This window comes from Amycolatopsis sp. NPDC104863 (genome assembly GCF_055582965.1).
In genome coordinates this window covers 994,715-1,014,294 of record NZ_JBVJOW010000003.1, presented here as the reverse complement: position 1 = coordinate 1,014,294, position 19,580 = coordinate 994,715, and the positions used below count along the sequence as shown (strand labels likewise).

Annotated in this window: 1 protein-coding gene (cut by a window edge); it reads right to left on the bottom strand. The window is 76.2% G+C overall.

The window, feature by feature from the left end:
- Positions 1–19,580, bottom strand: the 5' portion of a protein-coding gene (locus ACZ63J_RS20840; RefSeq protein ID WP_465439561.1) for an SDR family NAD(P)-dependent oxidoreductase. Its footprint begins 7,771 nt before the window's first position; the window shows 19,580 of its 27,351 coding nt (coding positions 1–19,580); it begins with the start codon at positions 19,578–19,580; the stop codon falls past the left edge of the window.

Here is a 19,580-nt window from a genome sequence, read left to right as displayed (position 1 = left end):
TGCGCGGCGACCGCCGCGACGGCGGCTTCCGGACCGGAGACGACCACCGAGCGCGGCCCGTTGACGGCGGCCAGAGCGGCTCCGCCGGTGAGCCGCGGCCGGACGTCGTCCTCGGCCGCGCGCAGGGCGACCATCGCCCCGCCGGCGGGCAGGGCCTGCATCAGCCGGCCGCGGGCGGTGACCAGCCGGGCCGCGTCGGCCAGGGAGAACACCCCGGCGACGTGCGCGGCGGCCAGCTCGCCGATCGAGTGCCCGGCGACGTAGTCCGGGCGGACGCCCCGCGCGGCCAAGGTGTGGAACAACGCGACTTCGACGGCGAACAACGCCGCCTGGGTGTGCTCGGTCCGGTCGAGGGCCGCAGCGTCGGCGCCCCACATGACGTCGCGGACCGCCGGGTCCAGCTCGGCGAGGACCGTGTCGAGCGCGGCGGCGAACACCGGGTCGGCGGCCAGCTCGCGGCCCATGCCGAGGCGCTGGGATCCCTGTCCGGAGAACAGGAACGCCGTCCGGCCGGGGGTGACCACGCCGGTGACGAAGTCCGGGTGCTCGCGGCCGGCGGCGAGCGCGGTCAGCGCGGCTTCGCCGAACACGACGGCCCGCTCGTCGAAGCGGGCCCGGCCGTGGGTGAGGGTCCACGCGACGTCGCGTGGGTCGTGCTGTCCGATGTGGACGCTGAGCCGGTTCGCCTGGGCGCGCAACGCTTCCGGCGTCTTGGCGCTGAGCAGCCACGGCACCTCGGGCGCCTCGGGCCGCTCGGGAACTACGAGCGGCGTGGGCTGCTCCAGGATGACGTGGGCGTTCGTGCCGCTGATCCCGAACGACGACACCCCGGCGCGGCGGGGGCGCCCGGCGTCGGGCCAGGCCGTCGCGGCGGTGGCCGGCTCGACCGCGCCGGCGGTCCAGTCGACGTGCCCGGACGGCTCGGTGACGTGCAGCGTCCGCGGCACGACGCCGTGGCGCATCGCCTGCACCACCTTGATGATCCCGGCGACGCCCGACGCCGCCTGGGTGTGCCCGATGTTGGACTTCACCGAACCCAGCAGCAGCGGCGTCTCGCGGTCCTGGCCGTAGGTCGCCAGCAGCGCCTGCGCCTCGATCGGGTCGCCCAGGGTCGTGCCGGTGCCGTGCGCCTCGACGACGTCGACGTCCGAAGTGGACAGTCCGGCGGTGGCGAGCGCGGCGCGGATGACGCGTTGCTGCGAAGGGCCGTTCGGGGCGGTGAGGCCGTTGGACGCGCCGTCGGAGTTGACCGCGGATCCCTTGACCACGGCCAGGATCTCGTGGCCGTGGCGCTCGGCGTCGGAGAGCCGCTCGAGGACCAGCATGCCGACGCCTTCGGACCAGCCGACCCCGTCGGCGCTGGCGGAGAAGGGCTTGCAGCGGCCGTCGGCGGCGAGGCCGCGCTGGCGGGAGAACTCGACGAACGCCGTCGGCGTCGACATCACCGTGACGCCGCCGGCGAGGGCGAGGTCGCACTCGCCGGCGCGCAGGGCCTGCGCGGCCCAGTGCAACGCGACCAGCGACGACGAGCACGCGGTGTCGACGGTGACCGCGGGGCCCTCGAGCCCGAGCGCGTACGCAACCCGGCCGGAGGCGACACTGCCGGCGCTGCCGCTGGTCTTGTACCCCTCGGCGTCCTCACCGCCGTCGAGCAGGCGGCTGTAGTCGCCGTACATCACCCCGGCGAACACCCCGGTGGCGCTGCCCCGCAGCGCCGACGGGTCGACCCCGGCGCTTTCCACGGCCGCCCAGGACGTTTCGAGCAGCAGGCGCTGCTGGACATCGGTCGCGACGGCCTCGCGCGGGCTCATTCCGAAGAAGCCGGCGTCGAAGTCGGCGGCGTCGTGCAGGAACCCGCCGTGGCGTGTGTAGGACGTGCCGGGGTGCGCGGGGTCGGGGTCGTAGAGCGCGGCGAGGTCCCAGCCGCGGTTCGACGGGAACTCGGTGACGGCGTCGCCGCCGCGCTCGACCAGCCGCCACAGGTCCTCGGGCGAGGCGACCCCACCCGGGTAGCGGCAGGCCATGCCGACGATGACGACCGGGTCGCCGTCGACGGCCTTCGTGGTGGGAGCGGTTTCGGCCGGGGTGTCCCCGGCGAGGTGGTCGACCAGGGCGCCGACGGTCGGGTGGTCGAACACAAGCGTCGCGGGCAGCCGCTGCCCGGTGGCGGCGGTGAGCCGGTTGCGCAGCTCGACGGCGGTGAGCGAGTCGAAGCCGAGGTCGGCGAACGACCGGTCGGGGGTGATCCGCCCGGTGCCGCGGTGGCCGAGGACGTGCGCGACCTCGGTCGCGACGACCGATGCGGCCTCCGCGCGGCCACGCAGCCGTCGGTGCGCGGTAGCCGTCGCCCGGCGAGCCGGGGCGCGGACCAGACCGCGCAGCGGGTACGGGAGGTCGTCACGCCGGCGCAGGACCGCCCGGTCGAGCCGCACGGGCAGCAAGACGGGTTCGCCGACGGCAAGGGCGGCGTCGAAGAGCCCGGTGCCCTGGTCGACGGCGAGCGGCGGGAAACCGGCGCGGGCGAGCCGGTCGAGGCCGGTGTCCCCGAGCTCGGCGGTCATGCCGGCGGTGGCGACCCAGGGGCCCCACGCGAGGCTCGTTGCGGGCTGGCCGAGGGCGCGGCGGTGCTGGGCGAGGGCGTCGAGGAACGCGTTGGCGGCGCCGTAGTTGCCCTGGCCGGGCAGGCCCAGGGTGCCTGAGACGGAGGAGAAGAGGATCAGGTCGGTGCCGTCGGCGGTGAGCTCGTGTAGATGCCAGGCGGCGTCGGCCTTGGGCCGCGTGACGGCGGCCAGGCGCTCGGGCGTGAGGTCGGTCAGGAGGGCGTCGTCGAGAACGCCGGCGGAGTGGACGACAGCAGTGATGTCACGGCCTCGCAGCAGCAGCTCGAGAGCCGCGCGGTCGGCGACGTCACAGGCGGCGACGGCGACTTCGGCCCCGGCCGAGGTGAGCTCGGCGACGAGTTCGCCGGCCCCCGGGCTCTCGGCTCCCCGGCGGCTCACCAACAGCAGCCGGCGGGTCTTCCCGGTGGTGACGAGGTGCCGGGCGACGATCGCCCCCAGCCCGCCCGTTCCCCCGGTGATGAGGACGGCCCCCTCCGGGTTCCAGGACCCCGAGCTTTCACGTGAAAGCTCGGGGGTTGTCATCCGGGCGGCGAGGAGGGTTCCGGCGCGGAGGGCGAGTTGGGGTTCTTCGCCGGCCAGTGCGGCCAGGAGGAGCTCCGGCGAGACGGACTCGTCGAGGTCGAGCAGGCCGAAGCGGCCCGGGTGCTCGGCCTCGGCCGCACGGATCAGGCCCCAGACCGCGGCGGCCGGGAGGTCCGCTCCCGTGGTCGCGCCGCGGGTCAGGAACACCAGCTTGCCCGTGGCCGACTCCGTGACCCAGCGTTGGGCCAGGTCCAGGGCTCGGGAGGTCAGGGCCTGCGTCGAGGCCGGGATGTCGTCGCCACCGGCGAAACACGCCACCACCAGGGGCGCCGAGGTGAGGTCCGTCGTGGTGGGGAAGGGCAGGGTGAACGGGTTCTCGCCCCACAAGACGGCCGACGGCGCCGGGGCGGGCACCGGCACCGGGGTCCAGGCCAGGGTGAACAGCGCGTCGGCGCGCTGGTCGGTCGGACGGTGTTCGCGCAGGTCCAGGGCGTCGATCGTGGCGACCGGGTGCCCGGCGGGATCGGTCAGCGTGAGGCCGTCGTCGCGGACGTGGACGCGCAGCGCCACCGCGCCCGCCGCGTGCAGCGACACTCCGCGCCACGAGAACGGGAGTGCCCGCGCCGGGGTGCCCGGGCGCAGCGTGAGGGCGTGCAGGGCCGCGTCCAGCAACGCCGGGTGCAGGCCGAACTCCGCCGCTTCCGCGTGGTGCTCGGCGTCGAGCGCCACTTCGGCGAACACTTCGCCGCCGCGGCGCCACGCCGCCCGCAGGCCGCGGAAGCGCGGGCCGTACCCGAACCCGTCCGCCGCGAAGTCCGCGTAGAAGTCGTCCAGTGGCACCGGTTCCGCGTCCGCGGGCGGCCACGCACCGAGGTCGGACGCGGGCAGCGCCGCCGCCGGGCTCAGCGAGCCGGAGGCGTGCTCGGTCCAGGAGTCCTCTTCGGACTGTCGTGAGTGGATCGACACCGGCCGGGCGCCGCGCTCGTCCGGCTCGCCGACGCGCACCTGCACCGACGCCGGCACCACCAGCGGGACGGCCATCGTCAGCTCGTCGATCCGCGGGCAGCCGCACTCGTCCCCCGCCCGGATCGCCAGTTCGGCCAGCGCCGTGCCGGGCAGGAGCGTCGTCCCCGCGACGACGTGCTCGGCCAGCCACGGCTGGGCGGCCGTCGACAGCCGCCCGGTGAGCACGTGCTCGTCCGAGCCGGCCAGCGCGACCGCGTCGTCCAGCAGTGGGTGCGCGATCGAGCCGGCCGCCCGCACCGGCCGCGGCGCGGGCCAGAACCGCTCGCGCTGGAACGGGTAGGTGGGCAGCTCCACCGGCCGGCCGCCGGCCAGCGCGGGCCGCCAGTCGACGTCCAGCCCGGCCACGAACAGCCGGGCCGCGGCCTCGGTGAACGCGATCTCCTCACCGCGATCGCGCCGCATCAGCGGCACCGCGAGCCCGTCCGGCACCAGCGCGGACAGCACACCGTCCGGACCGGCTTCGACGAACCGCGTCACCCCGGACGCCGTCAACGCCGTGACGGCGTCGACGAACCGGACCGCCTCCCGCGCGTGCCGCACCCAGTAGTCCACCGTGGACGGATCCGCGCCGGACTCCACAGTGGACACGAACGGCAGGCGCGGTGCAGAGAAGGTGACTCCGCTCAGGACTTCGGCGAACTCCGCGAGCATCGGCTCCATCAGCGGCGAGTGGAAAGCGTGCGACACCGTGAGCCGCCGCGTCTTCTCGAACCGAGCGGCCACCTCGGCGACCGCTTCCGCCGGTCCGGACAAGACGAGCGAGCGCGGCCCGTTCACCGCGGCAATCGCGACGTCCGGGCCCAGCAGCGGCCGGACCTCGGCCTCGCCCGCCACGACCGCGACCATCGCGCCCCCGTCCGGGAGCGCCTGCATCAACGCGCCCCGGGCCACCACGAGCCGACACGCGTCGGCCAGGGAGAACACCCCCGCGGCGTGCGCGGCGGCGATCTCGCCGATCGAATGCCCGGCGACGACGTCGGGCGTGACACCCCACGACTCGGCCAGCCGCAACAGCGCGACCTGCACGGCGAACAACGCGGGCTGCGCGAACTCCGTGCGGTCCAAGCGATCCTGGTCGTCACCGCGCACGGCGCCGGCCACCTCGGGGCCGAACTCCGCGAGCACGGCGGCGTGGGCCTCGGCGAACACCGGGAAGCGCCGGGCCAGCTCCCGGCCCATCCCCGCGCGCTGCCCGCCCTGGCCGCTGAACAGGAACGCGGTCTTCCCCGGCGTCGCGACGCCGGTGACGGTCCGGCGGTCCCCATCGGCCGCGAGGACGACCGCCCGGTGCGCGAACCGGGACCGGGCGGCGAGGGAATACCCGACGTCGAGCGGGCTGCCTTCGAGCCCGGTCGCGCTTTCGTTCCAGGCGCGCAACGCGGGCTCGGACTTGGCCGACAGCGGCCACGGGACGACCGCGGGCACCGGCGCGGCGGGCGTCTCCGGGCCGGCCGGGGGCTGCTCGAGGATGGCGTGGGCGTTCGTGCCGCTGATGCCGAACGACGAAACCGCCGCGCGGCGCGGCCGGCCGCTCTCGGGCCATTCGGTGGCCTCGCCGAGCAGGGCGACACCGCCGTCTTCCCAGTCGACGCGTGAAGACGGCGTGTCCGCGTGCAGGGTCCGCGGCAGCACACCGTGGCGCATCGCGAGGACCATCTTGATCACGCTCGCGACGCCGGCGGCGGCCTGGGTGTGCCCGAGGTTCGACTTGACGGACCCCAGCAGCAGCGGCGTTTCCCGGTCCCGGCCGTAGGTCGCGATGAGCGCCTGCGCCTCGATCGGGTCGCCCAGGGGCGTGCCGGTGCCGTGGCCTTCGACGGCGTCGACGTCCACAGGGGACAGACCGGCGTTCGCGAGCGCCGCGCGGATGACGCGTTGCTGCGCCGGGCCGTTCGGGGCGGTGAGCCCGTTGGACGCGCCGTCCTGGTTGAGCGCGCTCCCCCGTACCACGGCCAGGACCGGGTGGCCGTGGCGGCGGGCGTCGGAAAGCCGTTCCAGCAGGAGCATCCCGGCGCCTTCGGCCCAGCCGGTGCCGTCCGCGCCGTCGCCGAAGGACCGGCAGCGCCCGTCCGCGGACAGGCCGCGCTGCCGCGAGAACTCGACGAACGTCGACGGGGTCGCCATCACCGTGACCCCGCCGGCCAGGGCGAGGTCGCACTCCCCCGACCGCAGGGCCTGCGCGGCCAGGTGCAGCGACACCAGCGACGACGAACACGCCGTGTCCACCGTGACCGCCGGGCCTTCCAGACCGAGCACATAGGACACCCGGCCGGACGCCACGCTGCCCGCGCTGCCGCTGGTGAGGTACCCCTCGGCGTCTTCGCTGCCGCTGAGCAGGCGGCTGTAGTCGTGGTACATCACCCCGGCGAACACGCCGGTCGCGGTGCCGCGCAGCGCCGCCGGGTCCAAGCCCGCGCGTTCGACGGCCTCCCACGACGTCTCGAGCAGCAACCGCTGCTGGGCGTCGGTGGCCAGGGCCTCACGCGGGCTCATGCCGAAGAACTCGGCGTCGAACTCGGCCGCGTCGTGCAGGAACCCGCCGTGCCGGGTGTAGGAGGTGCCCGCGTGGGCGGGGTCGGGGTCGTAGAGCGCGTCGAGGTCCCAGCCGCGGTCGGCGGGGAACTCCGAGACGGCGTCGCGGCCGTCGCGGACCAGCTCCCAGAGCTGGTCGGGCGTGCGGACACCCCCGGGGTAGCGGCAGGCCATGCCGACGATGACCACCGGGTCGCCGGTGGTCGCGGCGGCGCGGCGGACCTCGGCGGCCGGCGGGCCGGCGTCGACCAGCTCGGCCAGCAGGTACGCGGCGAGCGCGGTCACGGTCGGGTGGTCGAACACCAGGGTGCTGGGCAGCCGCAGCCCGGTGGCGGCGGCGAGCCGGTTGCGCAGGTCGACGCCGCTGAGCGAGTCGAAGCCGAGGTCGGCGAACGAGCGTGCGGGGTCGATGGCCGCGGCGTCGGCGTGCCCGAGGGCGAGCGCGACGTGCGTGGCGACCAGCCCGGCGAGGGCCTCGGCCCGCTCGGCGGCGGGCAGCGGCGTGAGGGTGCGGACCAGGTCGCCGGCCTGCGCCGACCCGGCGGCGGCGCGGCGGCGGCCGGGCCGGACGAGCCCGCGCAGGACGTGCGGGACTTCGGGCAGCCGCCGCACGGCGGCGAGGTCGAGCGGCAGCGGCAGGAGCGCGGGCTCGCCGGCGCCGCGGGCGGCGTCGAAGAGGGCGAGGCCGGTTTCGACGGTGACCGGCGGCAGCCCGGCTTCGGCGAGGCGGCGCAGGTCCACTTCGGACAGTGTGGCCGTCATGCCGCTGCCGGACTCCCACGGGCCCCAGCCGAGGCTCACGGCGGGGCGGCCGCCGGCGTGGCGGAGGCGGGCGAGAGCGTCGAGGAAAGCGTTTGCGGCCGCGTAGTTCGCCTGGCCGGCGCCGCCGAACGTGCCGACGACGGAGGAGAAGAAGACCAGCTCGGTGCCGGGCGCGGTGAGCTCGTGGAGGTGCCAGGCGGCATCGGCCTTGGCGCGCAGGACGGTGTCGAAGCGCTCGGGGGTGAGGGCGGCGAGGGTGCCATCGTCGAGGACTCCGGCGGCGTGGACGACGGTGGTGATGTCGCGGCCTTCGAGCAGCCGGGCGAGGGCGTCGCGGTCACCGACGTCGCAGACCGCCACCTCGACGCGGTCGCCCAGCTCGGAGAGCAAGCCCGGGTCGGCGGTGCCGGACCGGCTGACGAGCAGCAGGTCCCGGCAGCCGCGGGCGGCGAGGTGCCGGGCGACGGCGCTGCCGAGACCGCCGGTGCCGCCGGTGATGAGGACGGTGCCGTCGCGGTCGGCGGGTCCGGCCGGCGCTTCGGTGACGCGGGCGAGCCGGGCGGCGAGGACGCGGCCGTCGTCGATCTTCAGGACGGGTTCGCCGGTCGCGACGGCTTCGGCGGGCTCGAGAGAGCCGTCGGTCTCGACGAGCACAAACCGGCCGGGGTGCTCCGCCTGGGCGGCGCGGACGAGCCCGCCGGCGGCGGCCGCGACCGGGTCGCCGGGCGGCGTTACGACCACGAGGGTGCGCTCGCCGGCGAGGGTGTCCTGGAGCTTCGCCAGCACGCGGCCGGTCACCTCGCGCAGCGACCGCAGCACGTCGGCCAGGTCACCGGCGACGGCAAGGACGTCGAAGTCCGGCGCGGGTTCCCGGGTGGTGACGGGTGTCCACTCGAGCCGCAGCAGCGGACGCGGGGCTTTCGCGGCGCCGGGCCGGCGCAGGACGAGGCGGTCGACGGAGACGACGGGAGTCCCGGCCGGATCGGTAGCGTCGACCCGGAGGCCGCCGCCGGCCGCGGTGAGCCGCACGCGCAGGGCGGCGGCGCCGGTGGCGTGCAGGGTGACGCCGTGCCAGGAGAACGGGACGCCGCCGGTGTGGCCGGGGTCGAGCAGGGAGACGAGCCGGAGGGTGGCGTCGAAGAGAGCGGGGTGCAGCCCGAAGGCGGCGGCGTCGGGGCGTTGAGGTTCGGCGAGGGCGACTTCGGCGAAGATCTCGTGGTCACGGCGCCAGGCGAAGATGGGGCCGGGGAAGGCGGGGCCGTAACCGAGCCCGTCGGCGGCGAGGCGGTCGGCGAGATCGGTGAGGTCGAGGGCTTCGGCGCCGGCGGGGGGCCAGGTGCCGGGCGCCGCATCCGCTGGCGACCAGAAACCCGGCGTGCCTGGGTGGCCGGTGTCGGCCGGGCCGGATGCCGCGTCGGCGGGCGGCCAAGAACCCGGCGCGCCCGGGTGGCCGGTGCCGGACGAGCCGGATGCCGCATCCGCGGGCGACCCGAAGCCCGGCGTGCCTGGGTGGCCGGTGTCGGCCGGGCCGGATGCCGCATCGGCGAGCGACCCGAAGCCCGGCGTGCCCGGTTGCCCGCCGCCGGGCGAGGTGGACCCGGCCGCGCCCGTGACCAGCGCCGTCTCCGGGAGCAGGCGGCCGCTTGCGTGCTGCTGCCAAGGCTCGTCCGCCCCCGCCGGGCGGGACGACACCGTGAACTCCCGTGCGCCCTCCTCGTCCGGCGCTGCCACGCGCAGCTGCAGGTCGTGGTCCGCGGTCAGCTCCAAGGGTGACTCGATCGTCAGCTCTTCCACAGCCAGGTCCGCGCCCGCCGTGAGAGCCAGCTCCACGAACGCCGTGCCCGGGAGGACCGGGACACCCTGGACCGTGTGGTCGCCGAGCCACGGCTGGGTCGCCGTCGTGAGGAGACCGGTGCGGACCATGCCGCCGTCGGACAGGTCGAGGGCCGTGCCGAGCAGCGGGTGTCCCGGGGCCGCCGGCCAGAAGCGCCGATGCTGGAACGCGTACGTCGGCAAATCCACGACCCGCGCGCCCGAACCGGCGAACCATGCCGTCCAGTCCACTGTGGAGCCTGTGACGTGCAGGCGTCCCAACGCTTCCAGGACCGTCTCGGTCTCGGGGCGGCCGCGGCGCAGGACCGGCGCCACCACCGCCGCCGGCTCGTCGACCAGGCCCGACAGCACCGCGTCCGGGCCGAGCTCGACAAACGTCGTCACCCCCGCCGCGGTCAGGCGGCCGAGCGCGTCGGCGAAGCGGACCGTCGCGCGCACGTGCTCGACCCAGTACTCCGGGGACGTCACGTCGCCCGCCGCGATCACCGGGACGACCGGGGGCGTGAACGTCAGCTCCGCCACGACCGCGCGGAACTCCGCCAGCATCGGGTCCATCAGGTGCGAGTGGAACGCGTGTGACACCGCGAGCCGCTTCGACTTCGCGAAGCGCGCGGCCACCGCCGCCACCGCGTCCTCGTCGCCGGACACCACCACCGACCGCGGCCCGTTCACCGCCGCGAGGCCGGCGCCGGGGACCAGCGCCGCGCGAACGTCCTCTTCGGACGCTTCGACCGCCACCATCGCGCCGCCGCGCGGCAGGGCCTGCATCAGCCGGCCCCGCGCCGACACCAGCGCGCACGCGTCGGCGAGCGAAAGCACGCCGGCCACGTGCGCGGCCGCGATCTCGCCCACCGAGTGCCCGGCGACGAAGTCCGGCCGGACGTCCCACGACGCCAGCAGCCGCGCCAGCGCGACCTCGACCGCGAACAACGCCGGCTGCGCGATCCCGGTCTGCGCCAGTGCTTCGGCGTCGGCGCCCCACACCACCGAGCGCACCGCGGGGTCGAACGACGCCAGGACCTCGTCGAAGGCTTCCGCGAACACCGGGTACTCCGCGGCCAGCTCCCGGCCCATCCCGATCCGCTGGGCGCCCTGCCCGGTGAACAGGAACGCCAGCGCCCCCGGCGCCCCGACACCCCGCGCGACCTCGCGCACGCCGTCGGCGGTCGCCAGGAGGACCGCGCGGTGCGGGAACCGGGCCCGGGCGGTGGCCAGGGTGAACCCGGCGTCGAGCGGCGCGGGGGAAGCACCCGTGACGCGCGTGATCTGCTCGTCCAGCGCGGCTTCCGAACGCGCCGAAAGCACCCACGGCACCACCGGACGCCCGGCCGCGGGCGCGGAACCGGCCGCCGGCGCCTCGATCACGACGTGCGCGTTGGTGCCGCTGATCCCGAACGACGAGATCCCGGCCCGGCGCGGCCGCTCGGCGACCGGCCACTCCCGCGCGTCGGCGAGCAGCTCGACCGACCCGGCCGACCAGTCCACATGGGACGACGGCGTCCCCGACCACAGCGACTTCGGCACCACACCGTGGCGCATGGCGAGGATCATCTTGATGATCCCGGCGACCCCGGCCGCCGCCTGGGTGTGCCCGATGTTCGACTTCACCGACCCGAGCAGCACCGGCGTTTCCCGGTCCTGCCCGTAGGTCGCCAGCAGCGCCTGCGCCTCGATCGGGTCGCCCAGAGTCGTTCCGGTGCCGTGTGCTTCGACGACGTCGACGTCCGAAGTGGACAGACCGGCGGTGGCGAGCGCGGCGCGGATCACGCGCTGCTGCGACGGGCCGTTCGGCGCGGTGAGCCCGTTCGACGCGCCGTCGGAGTTGACGGCGGACCCGCGCAGCACCGCCAGCACGCGGTGTCCGTTGCGGACGGCGTCGGACTGCCGCTCCAGCACCAGCAGGCCGACCCCTTCGGACCAGCCGGTACCGTCGGCGTCGTCCGAAAAGGACTTGCAACGGCCGTCGCTCGCGAGGCCGCCTTGGCGCGCGAAGTCCAGGAACGTGGCCGGGGTCGACATCACCGTGACCCCACCGGCCAGCGCCAGCGAGCACTCCCCCGTCCGCAGCGCCCGCGCCGCCCAGTGCAGCGCCACCAGCGACGACGAACACGCCGTGTCCACCGTGACCGCCGGGCCTTCCAGGCCGAGCGCGTAGGCGACCCGGCCGGAGGCGATGCTGCCCGCGGTGCCGTTGACGTCGAAGCCACGCGCGTCGGGATCCTGCGGGAGCGCCGCGTAGTCGTGGTACATCACCCCCGCGAAGACCCCGGTGTCACTCCCGCGCAACGAGGTGGGGTCGATGCCGGCCCGCTCGAACGCCTCCCACGACACCTCGAGGAGCTGCCGCTGCTGGGGGTCGGCGCTGAGCGCGTCGCGCGGTGAGATGCCGAAGAAGTCGGCGTCGAACCCGGTGGCCTCGTGCAGGAAACCACCTTCGAAGCCGGCGCCAGGAGTGTGCCAGCCGCGGTCCGCGGGGACCGGCGTGATGCCGTCGCGCCCCTCGGTCAGCAGGTCCCAGAAGTCCTCCGGCGAGGCCACACCGCCCGGGTACCGGCAGGCCATGCCGACGATCACCACCGGGTCGTCCTCGCGCGCCGCCACCCGGGCCGGGCGCCGGGCCGGTTCGTCGCCCGCCGCCAGGAACTCCGTGACGGCGTCCGGGGTCGGGTGGTCGAAGACGAGCGTCGCGGGCAGCCGCCGCCCGGTCGCTTCGGCGAGGCGGTTGCGCAGCTCGACCGACGTCAGCGAGTCCAGGCCCAGCTCGCGGAAGGTCAGCGACGAGTCGACCGACGCCGCGGACGCGTGCCCGAGGACGTTCGCCACCGTCGCCACGACCAGCGCGCCGAAGTCGGCCGCCGCCGCGGCCGCGCGCCGCGGGCGGGGCGGCGCCAGGCGGTAGAACACCGGCGGGACGACGTCCAGGGCGCGCAGCGCGGCGCGGTCGACGTGCGCGGCGACCACCACGGGCTCGGCGCCGGCCAGCGCCGCGTCGAACCAGGCCAGGCCCTCCGCGACCGAGTGCGTGGGCAGCCCGGCGCGTGCCATCCGCCGCAGGGCGGCTTCGGACAGCGTGCCGGTCATGCCGCCGTCACGCGCCCACGGGCCCCACGCGATCGCGCGGGCGGGCAAACCGGCGGCGGCGCGGACGCGGACGAGCTCGTCGAGAGCGGCGTTGGCCGCGGTGTAGGCGCCCTGGCCGCCGTTGCCGAGCACGCCGAACACCGACGTGAACACGACGAACGCCGACAGGTCCGGCGCCAGTTCGTGCAGGTGCCAGGCCGCGTCGACCTTCGGCGCGAGAACGCGCGCGAGCCGGTCCGGGGTCAGGGCGGCGAGCACACCGTCGTCGAGGATCCCGGCGGCGTGCACCACACCGGTGACGGGGTGGGCGGCGAGCAGCGCCGCAACCGCCTCGCGGTCGGAGACGTCGCAGGCGGCCAGCACCACCTCGGCGCCGAGCGCGGTCAGCTCGTCGGCCAGCTCGCGGGCGCCGGGAGCGTCGGCGCCCCGGCGGCCGGCCAGCACCACCCGCGTCACGCCGTGGGCCGTCACCAGGTGACGCGCGAGGTGGCCACCGAGGCCGCCGGTGCCCCCGGTGACCAGGACGGCGCCGCCACCCCAGTCGACCGCGGCGGGTTCGGTGGCGGCGACCGGCGCGAGCCGCGGCACCTCGACGCGGCCGTCGCGGACCCGGACCTCCGTCTCGCCGGACGTCGGCAGCGCGGCCAGCTCGGCCGCCGAGGGCACGCCGGAGAGCAGGAAGAACCGGCCCGGCCGTTCCGCCTGGGCCGAGCGGACGAGCCCTTCGGCCGCCGCGGCGACCGGGCCGCCGCCGGTGACGAACACCAGTCGTGTGTCGTCTTCGAGGTGCCCCCGCAGGTGGCTCAGCACGGTCGACGTCGCCAGGCGGACGCCGGCCGGGAACGGCAGGCCCACCGGGTCCGGGACCGGCACGAGCAGGACGTCGGCCGACGACGGGACCGCGTGGCGACCGGCCAGCAGCGCCCCGAAGCCGTGGTCGTCGGCGCCGACGACGGCCCAGGTCAGCTCCGCGGGGGCGCCGAGGTCCTTCGGTGTCCACTCGACGCGCAGCAGGGGCGGCGCCACCGGGCCCGCGTCGGCCGGGGGCCGCAGCACCAGGGAGCCGACGGTGGCGACGGGCGCGCCCTCCGGGTCGGTCACCGACAGCGTCACGGTGTCCGGGCCGAGACGGCGCAGCCGCAGCCGCAGCGCGGACGCGCCGACCGCGTGCAGGCCGACGTCCGACCACACGAACGGCAGCCGGGCGCGCGGGCGCGGGTCGAGCCCGAGGAACGGCACCAGGTGCAGCGCCGTGTCGAACAGGGCCGGGTGCAGCAGGTAACCCGCGGGATCCCCGGCTTCCTGCGGCAGCACGAGGTCCGCGCACAGGTCGTCGCCTTCGTGCCAGGCCGCGCGGACCCCGCGGAACGCCGGCCCGTAGTCCAGCCCGGCGGCGGCCAGGGTCGGGTACAGCTCCTCGACGTCGATCGGCTCGCCGCGCCCGCTGCCCGCGGGGAGCACCGGCGCCGGGACGGCCGGGACCAGCCGGCCGGTCGCGTGCCCGGTCCACGTGCCGTCGCCGGCGCGGGAGTGGACGGTGACCGGGCGGCCGCCGCCGTCGTCGTCGGCGCCGACGCGGACCTGGACGGTCACGCCGTCGCCGGTCAGGGGCAGCGGCGCGGTGAGGGTCAGCTCGGCGAGCGCACCGCAGCCGACCTCCGCGCCGGCGCGCAGCGCGAGTTCGACGAACCCGGTGCCAGGGAACAGGATCCGGTCGTCGACGACGTGCCCGGCGGGCCAGGGCAGCGTGTCCGGCGAGACGTGCCCGGTGAGCACGACGCCGTCTTCGCCGGGCAGTTCGACGGGCGCGCCGAGCAGCGGGTGGCCGGAGCGGTCGAAGGGCCGGGCCGCGGGGCGGGCGGTGGCCCAGAAACGTTCGTGCTGGAAGGCGTACGTCGGCAGGGCGACCCGGCGCGCGCCGGTGCCCGCGTAGAACGCCGTCCAGTCCGGCTCGACGCCGAGGACGTGCAGGCGGCCGAGCGCGGTCGCGAACGCCGTCTCCTCGGGACGGTCCGACCGCAGCAGCGGCACCGGCGCCGCATCGGGCAGCGTGCGCGCGACCAGCCCGGAGAGCGTGCTGTCCGGGCCGATCTCGACGAAGGCACCGGTTCCTTCGTCCCGCAACGACTTCAGCGCGTCGGCGAACCGGACGGTCGCAACGACCTGGCGCACCCAGTAGCCGGGGTCGGTCAGCTCGCCGGGTCGCACCGGGCGGCCGGTGACCGTCGAAACGACCGGCAGCACCGGCTCGTGGAAGGTCAGCTCCGCGGCGACGCGGCGGAAGTCGTCGAGCATCGGCGCCATCAGCGGCGAGTGGAAGGCGTGCGACACCGAAAGCCGCCGGGCCTCCTCGAACGACGCCGCCAGCCGCAGCAGCGCCTCCTCGTCACCGGAGACGACGAGCGACTCGGGCGCGTTGACGGCGGCGATCGCGACGCCGTCGGTGAGCAGCGGCCGGACCTCGTCCTCGGTGGCCTGCAAGGCAATCATCGCGCCGCCCTCGGGCAGCGCCTCCATCAGCCGGCCGCGCGCGACGACGAGCGCGCACGCGTCCGGCAGGTCGAGCACCCCGGCGACGTGCGCCGCGGCCAGCTCGCCGATCGAGTGCCCGGCGACCCGCTCCACGCGCACGCCGAGCGACACGGCGAGCCGGAACAACGCGACCTCGAAGGCGAACAGCGCGGGCTGGGCGACCCCGGTACGGTCGAGCACGGCCGGGTCGCCGGTGCCGACCGCCGCGGCCACCTCGGCCGGGAAGTGCGCGCAGACGTCGGCGTACGCGGCCGCGAAGACGGGGAAGCGGGCGGCCAGCTCACGGCCCATGCCCGGGCGCTGGGTGCCCTGCCCGGCGAACACCGCGGCGACGGCCGGTTCGACGGCGGGCGCGGTGCCGCTCGCGATCTCGGCGCCGCCCAGCAGCACGGCCCGGCGGTCGAACGACGACCGGGTGGTGACCAGGGAGTGCCCGACGTCGACCGGGTCGGCGGCCACCGTCCGGAGCCGGTCCACGGCCGCGCGCAGAGCCGCTTCGGACTGCGCCGAGACGACCCACGGGACGGCGGTCGCGACGACCTCGCGCGCGGGCCCGGCGGCGACGTCGGCCGGGGCCTGTTCCAGGATCAGGTGCGCGTTCGTGCCGCTGATGCCGAACGACGACACGGCCGCGCGGCGCGGCCGGCCCGCCTCGGGCCACTCGCGGGCCGCGGTGACCAGGTCGACCGCGCCCGCCGTCCAGTCCACATGGGACGACGGCGGGTCGGCGTGCAGCGTGCGCGGGACGGTGCCGTGCCGCAGCGCCGCGACCATCTTGAGCACCCCGGCGACCCCGGCCGCGGCCTGCGTGTGGCCGATGTTCGACTTCACCGATCCCAGCAGCAGCGGGGTTTCCCGGTCCTGGCCGTAGACGGCGAGCGCGGCGCGGGCTTCGATCGGGTCGCCGAGCCGGGTGCCGGTGCCGTGCGCTTCGAGGACGTCGACGTCGGCGGGCGTGAGGCCCGCGTCGCCGAGGGCCTCGCGGATCACGCGCTGCTGGGCCGGGCCGCTGGGTGCGGTGAGGCCGTTGGACGCGCCGTCGGAGTTGACCGCGGACCCGCGCACGACCGCGAGGACGTCGTGGCCGAGCTCGCGGGCGCGCGAAAGCCGTTCGACGACGACCATGCCGACGCCTTCGGCCCAGCCGGTGCCGTCCGCGCCGTCGCCGAACGCCTTGCAGCGCCCGTCTTCGGACAGGCCGCCCTGCTTCGCGAACTCGACGAAGATGCCGGGCTCGGCCATCACGGTGACCCCGCCTGCGATGGCCAGCGACGTCTCCCCCGAGCGCACCGACCGCACGGCCAGGTGCAGCGCGACCAGCGAAGACGAGCACGCCGTGTCGACGGTGACGGCCGGGCCGCCGGTGCCGAGCACGTAGGCGACCCGGCCGGAGACGAGGCTCGGCGAGGTGCCGGTGAGCACGTACCCCTCGGCGTCCCCGGTGCCTTCGGCCAGCCGCGGGCCGTAGTCCTGCGCGGTGGCGCCGACGAACACACCGGTCCGGGTCCCGCGCAGCGACGACGGCGCGATGCCGGCGCGTTCCAGGGTCTCCCAGACGACTTCGAGCACGAGCCGCTGCTGCGGTTCCATCGCCTGGGCTTCGCGCGGCGAGATGCCGAACAGGCCGGCGTCGAACCCGGCGACGTCGGCGAGGAAGCCGCCCGGGCGCCCGGTGCCGAGCACCGACGCGGGCCAGCCGCGGTCGGCGGGCATCGCGGCGATCGCGTCCACTTCGGACTCGACGAGCCGCCAGAGGTCTTCCGGGGACGCCACTCCGCCGGGGTAGCGGCAGCCGAGGCCGACGATCACGACGGGGTCGGTGTCCCCGGCCGAGGTGACGGCGGGCGCGCTCGCCGCGGCGCCCCCGGCGAGGTGCCCGGCCAGCGCGCGGGCGGTCGGATGGTCGAACAGCTCGGTCGTCGCCAGCGTGCGGCCGGTGGCCGCGCCGAGGCGGACGGCGAGGTCGACGTTCATCGCCGAGTCGAAACCCAGCTCGCGGAACGGCGTGCCGGGGTCGACCTCGGCGCCGAGGACCGCGGCGGCCTCGGCCCGCACGAGCGCGAGCAGGTCGCGGTCGACCGGGACGGTGGCCGGGGCGGGCTCGGGCGCGTCGAACCAGTGGCGGCCGCGGTCGAAGGCGTAGGTGGGCAGGTCGACCGGCCGGCCGCCGTCGGTGAGCGCCGTCCAGTCGACGCCGACGCCGTGGACGTGCAGCTCGGCCAGCGCGGCGACCGCGCCGAAGTCCTCCGGGCGCCGGGAGCGCGACGAGCGCACGGTCACCGGGTCGTTGCCGAGGCAGGCGCGGACCAGCGAGGTGAGCGTGCCGTCCGGGCCGAGCTCGAGGAACGCCGTGGTTCCCTGGTGCGCCAGCGTGGTGACGGCGTCGGCGAAGCGGACGGTGTCCCGGGCCTGGCGGACCCAGTGGTCGGCCGAGCACAGCTGGGCCTGGCGGATTACGCGGCCGGTCACCGTCGAGACCATCGGCAGCCGCGGCGGGCGCAGGTCGAGCTGCTCGACGACCCGGCGGTACTCGGCCAGCATCGGGTCCATCAGCGGCGAGTGGAACGCGTGCGAGACGGCCAGGCGCGTCACCTTCCGGCCGTCGGCCTCGAACCGGGCGGCCAGCGTCAGCACCGGCTCTTCGGGACCGGCGAGCACGACGGACTCGGGCCCGTTGACCGCGGCGAGCACAACGTCGTCGCCCAGCAGCGGCTCGACCTCGCCGGCGGCGGCGCGGACGGAGACCATCGCGCCGCCCGGCGGCAGCGACCCCATCAGCCGGCCGCGGGCAGTGACCAGCACGCAGGCGTCGTCGAGGGAGAGCACCCCGGCGACGTGCGCGGCGGCGATCTCGCCGACCGAGTGCCCGGCGACGAACTCCGGCTCGACGCCCCACGACGAGAACAGCCGGTACAGCGCGACTTCGTAGGCGAACAGCGCCGGCTGGGTGTGGCCGGTTTCGGCGAGCACGGCGGCGTCGGCCGAGCCCGGCTCCGCGAACAGCACGTCCCGCAACGGACGTTCGGTGTCACAGCGCGCGCAGATCTCGTCGAGCGCTTCGGCGAACACCGGGAACCGCTCGTACAGCGCGCGGCCCATGCCGGGCCGCTGGGCGCCCTGGCCGGGGAACAGGACGGCCAGCCGGTGCTCGCCCGCGGTGCCGGTGACGACGTCCGCCGCCGGCTCGCCGGCCGCGAGCGCGGGCAGCGCGCCGGTGTCGAGGACGACGGCCCGGTGCGGGAACGCGTCGCGGGTGGTGACCAGCGAGTGCGCGACGTCGAGCGGGTCGGCGTCGAGGCCGGTCAGGGCGCGGGCCTGACCACGCAGGCCGCCCGGGGTGCGGGCCGAAAGCACCCAGGGGGCGGCGTCGGACGACGGTCGCCGGGGCGGCTCCGCGGCCGGGGGCGCGGCGGAGAGGACGAGGTGGCAGTTGGTGCCGCCCATGCCGAAGGACGACACCCCGGCGTAGGCCCGGCCACCGGGCCAGGGCACGGGGTCGACGGCGACACGCAGGCGCCAGTCGTCGAACCGGATGGCCGGGTTCGGGTGCTCGTGGTTGCGGCTGGGCGGGACTTCGCCGTGGGACAGCGACAGCGCGACCTTCAGCAGGCCCGCGACCCCGGCGGCGCCTTCGAGGTGCCCGATGTTCGTCTTGACCGAGCCGACCCACAGCGGCTCCTCGCCGCGCCCGGGTGCGAAGACGGCGCCGAGCGCGGCGGCTTCGAGGGGGTCGCCGACGCGGGTGCCGGTGCCGTGCAGCTCGACGTACCGGACGGCGTCGGCGGGAACGTCCGCGCGGCGCAGCGCGGCCCGGATGACCGCTTCCTGCGCGTCGGCGCTGGGGGTGGTGAGGGTTTCGCTGAAGCCGTCGTTGTTGACCGCGCCGCCCTCGATGACGCAGTGGACGCGGTCGCCGTCCCGCAGGGCGGCGGCCAGGGGCTTGAGGACGACGAAGCCGCCGCCCTCACTGCGGACGTAGCCGTTGGCGCGTTCGTCGAAGGTGTAACAGCGGCCGTCGGGCGAGAGGCCGCCGAACCGGTCGGCGGCGATGGTGCTCTCCGGGGCCAGGTTGAGCTGGACCCCGCCGGCCAGCGCCAGCTCGGCCTCGCCGCTGCGCAGCGCCTCGCAGGCGAGGTGCACGGCGACCAGCGACGACGACTGCCCGGTGTCCACCGACAGGCTCGGCCCGCGCAAGCCGAAGGTGTAGGAGATGCGGTTGGCGACGACGGCGCGGCTCTGCCCGGTGAGCGTGTGGTGCCCGATCGCGTTCGCGCCGCCGCGCTTGAGCAGCGTCGCGTAGTCGTCCGCGCTCGCGCCGACGAAGACGCCGGTCGGCGAGCCGGCCAGCCGCGACGGGACGATCCGCGCGTCCTCGAGGGCTTCCCAGCCCAGTTCGAGGGCGAGGCGCTGCTGCGGGTCCATCGTCGCGGCTTCCCGGGCCGGGATGCCGAAGAACGCGGCGTCGAAAGTGTCCACTTCGGACAGGAACCCGCCGCGGCGGGTCTCGGGCGGGACGGAGGCGCGACGCGCGGGCGGGACCTCGGTGGTGCCGTCGGCGCCGTCGCGCACCAGGGTCCAGAACGCGCCGGGCGCGGGCGCCGCGGGCAGCCGGCAGGCCAGCCCCACGATCGCGACGGCACCTTCGCGGGCAACGTGCTCGGCTCGATCCAC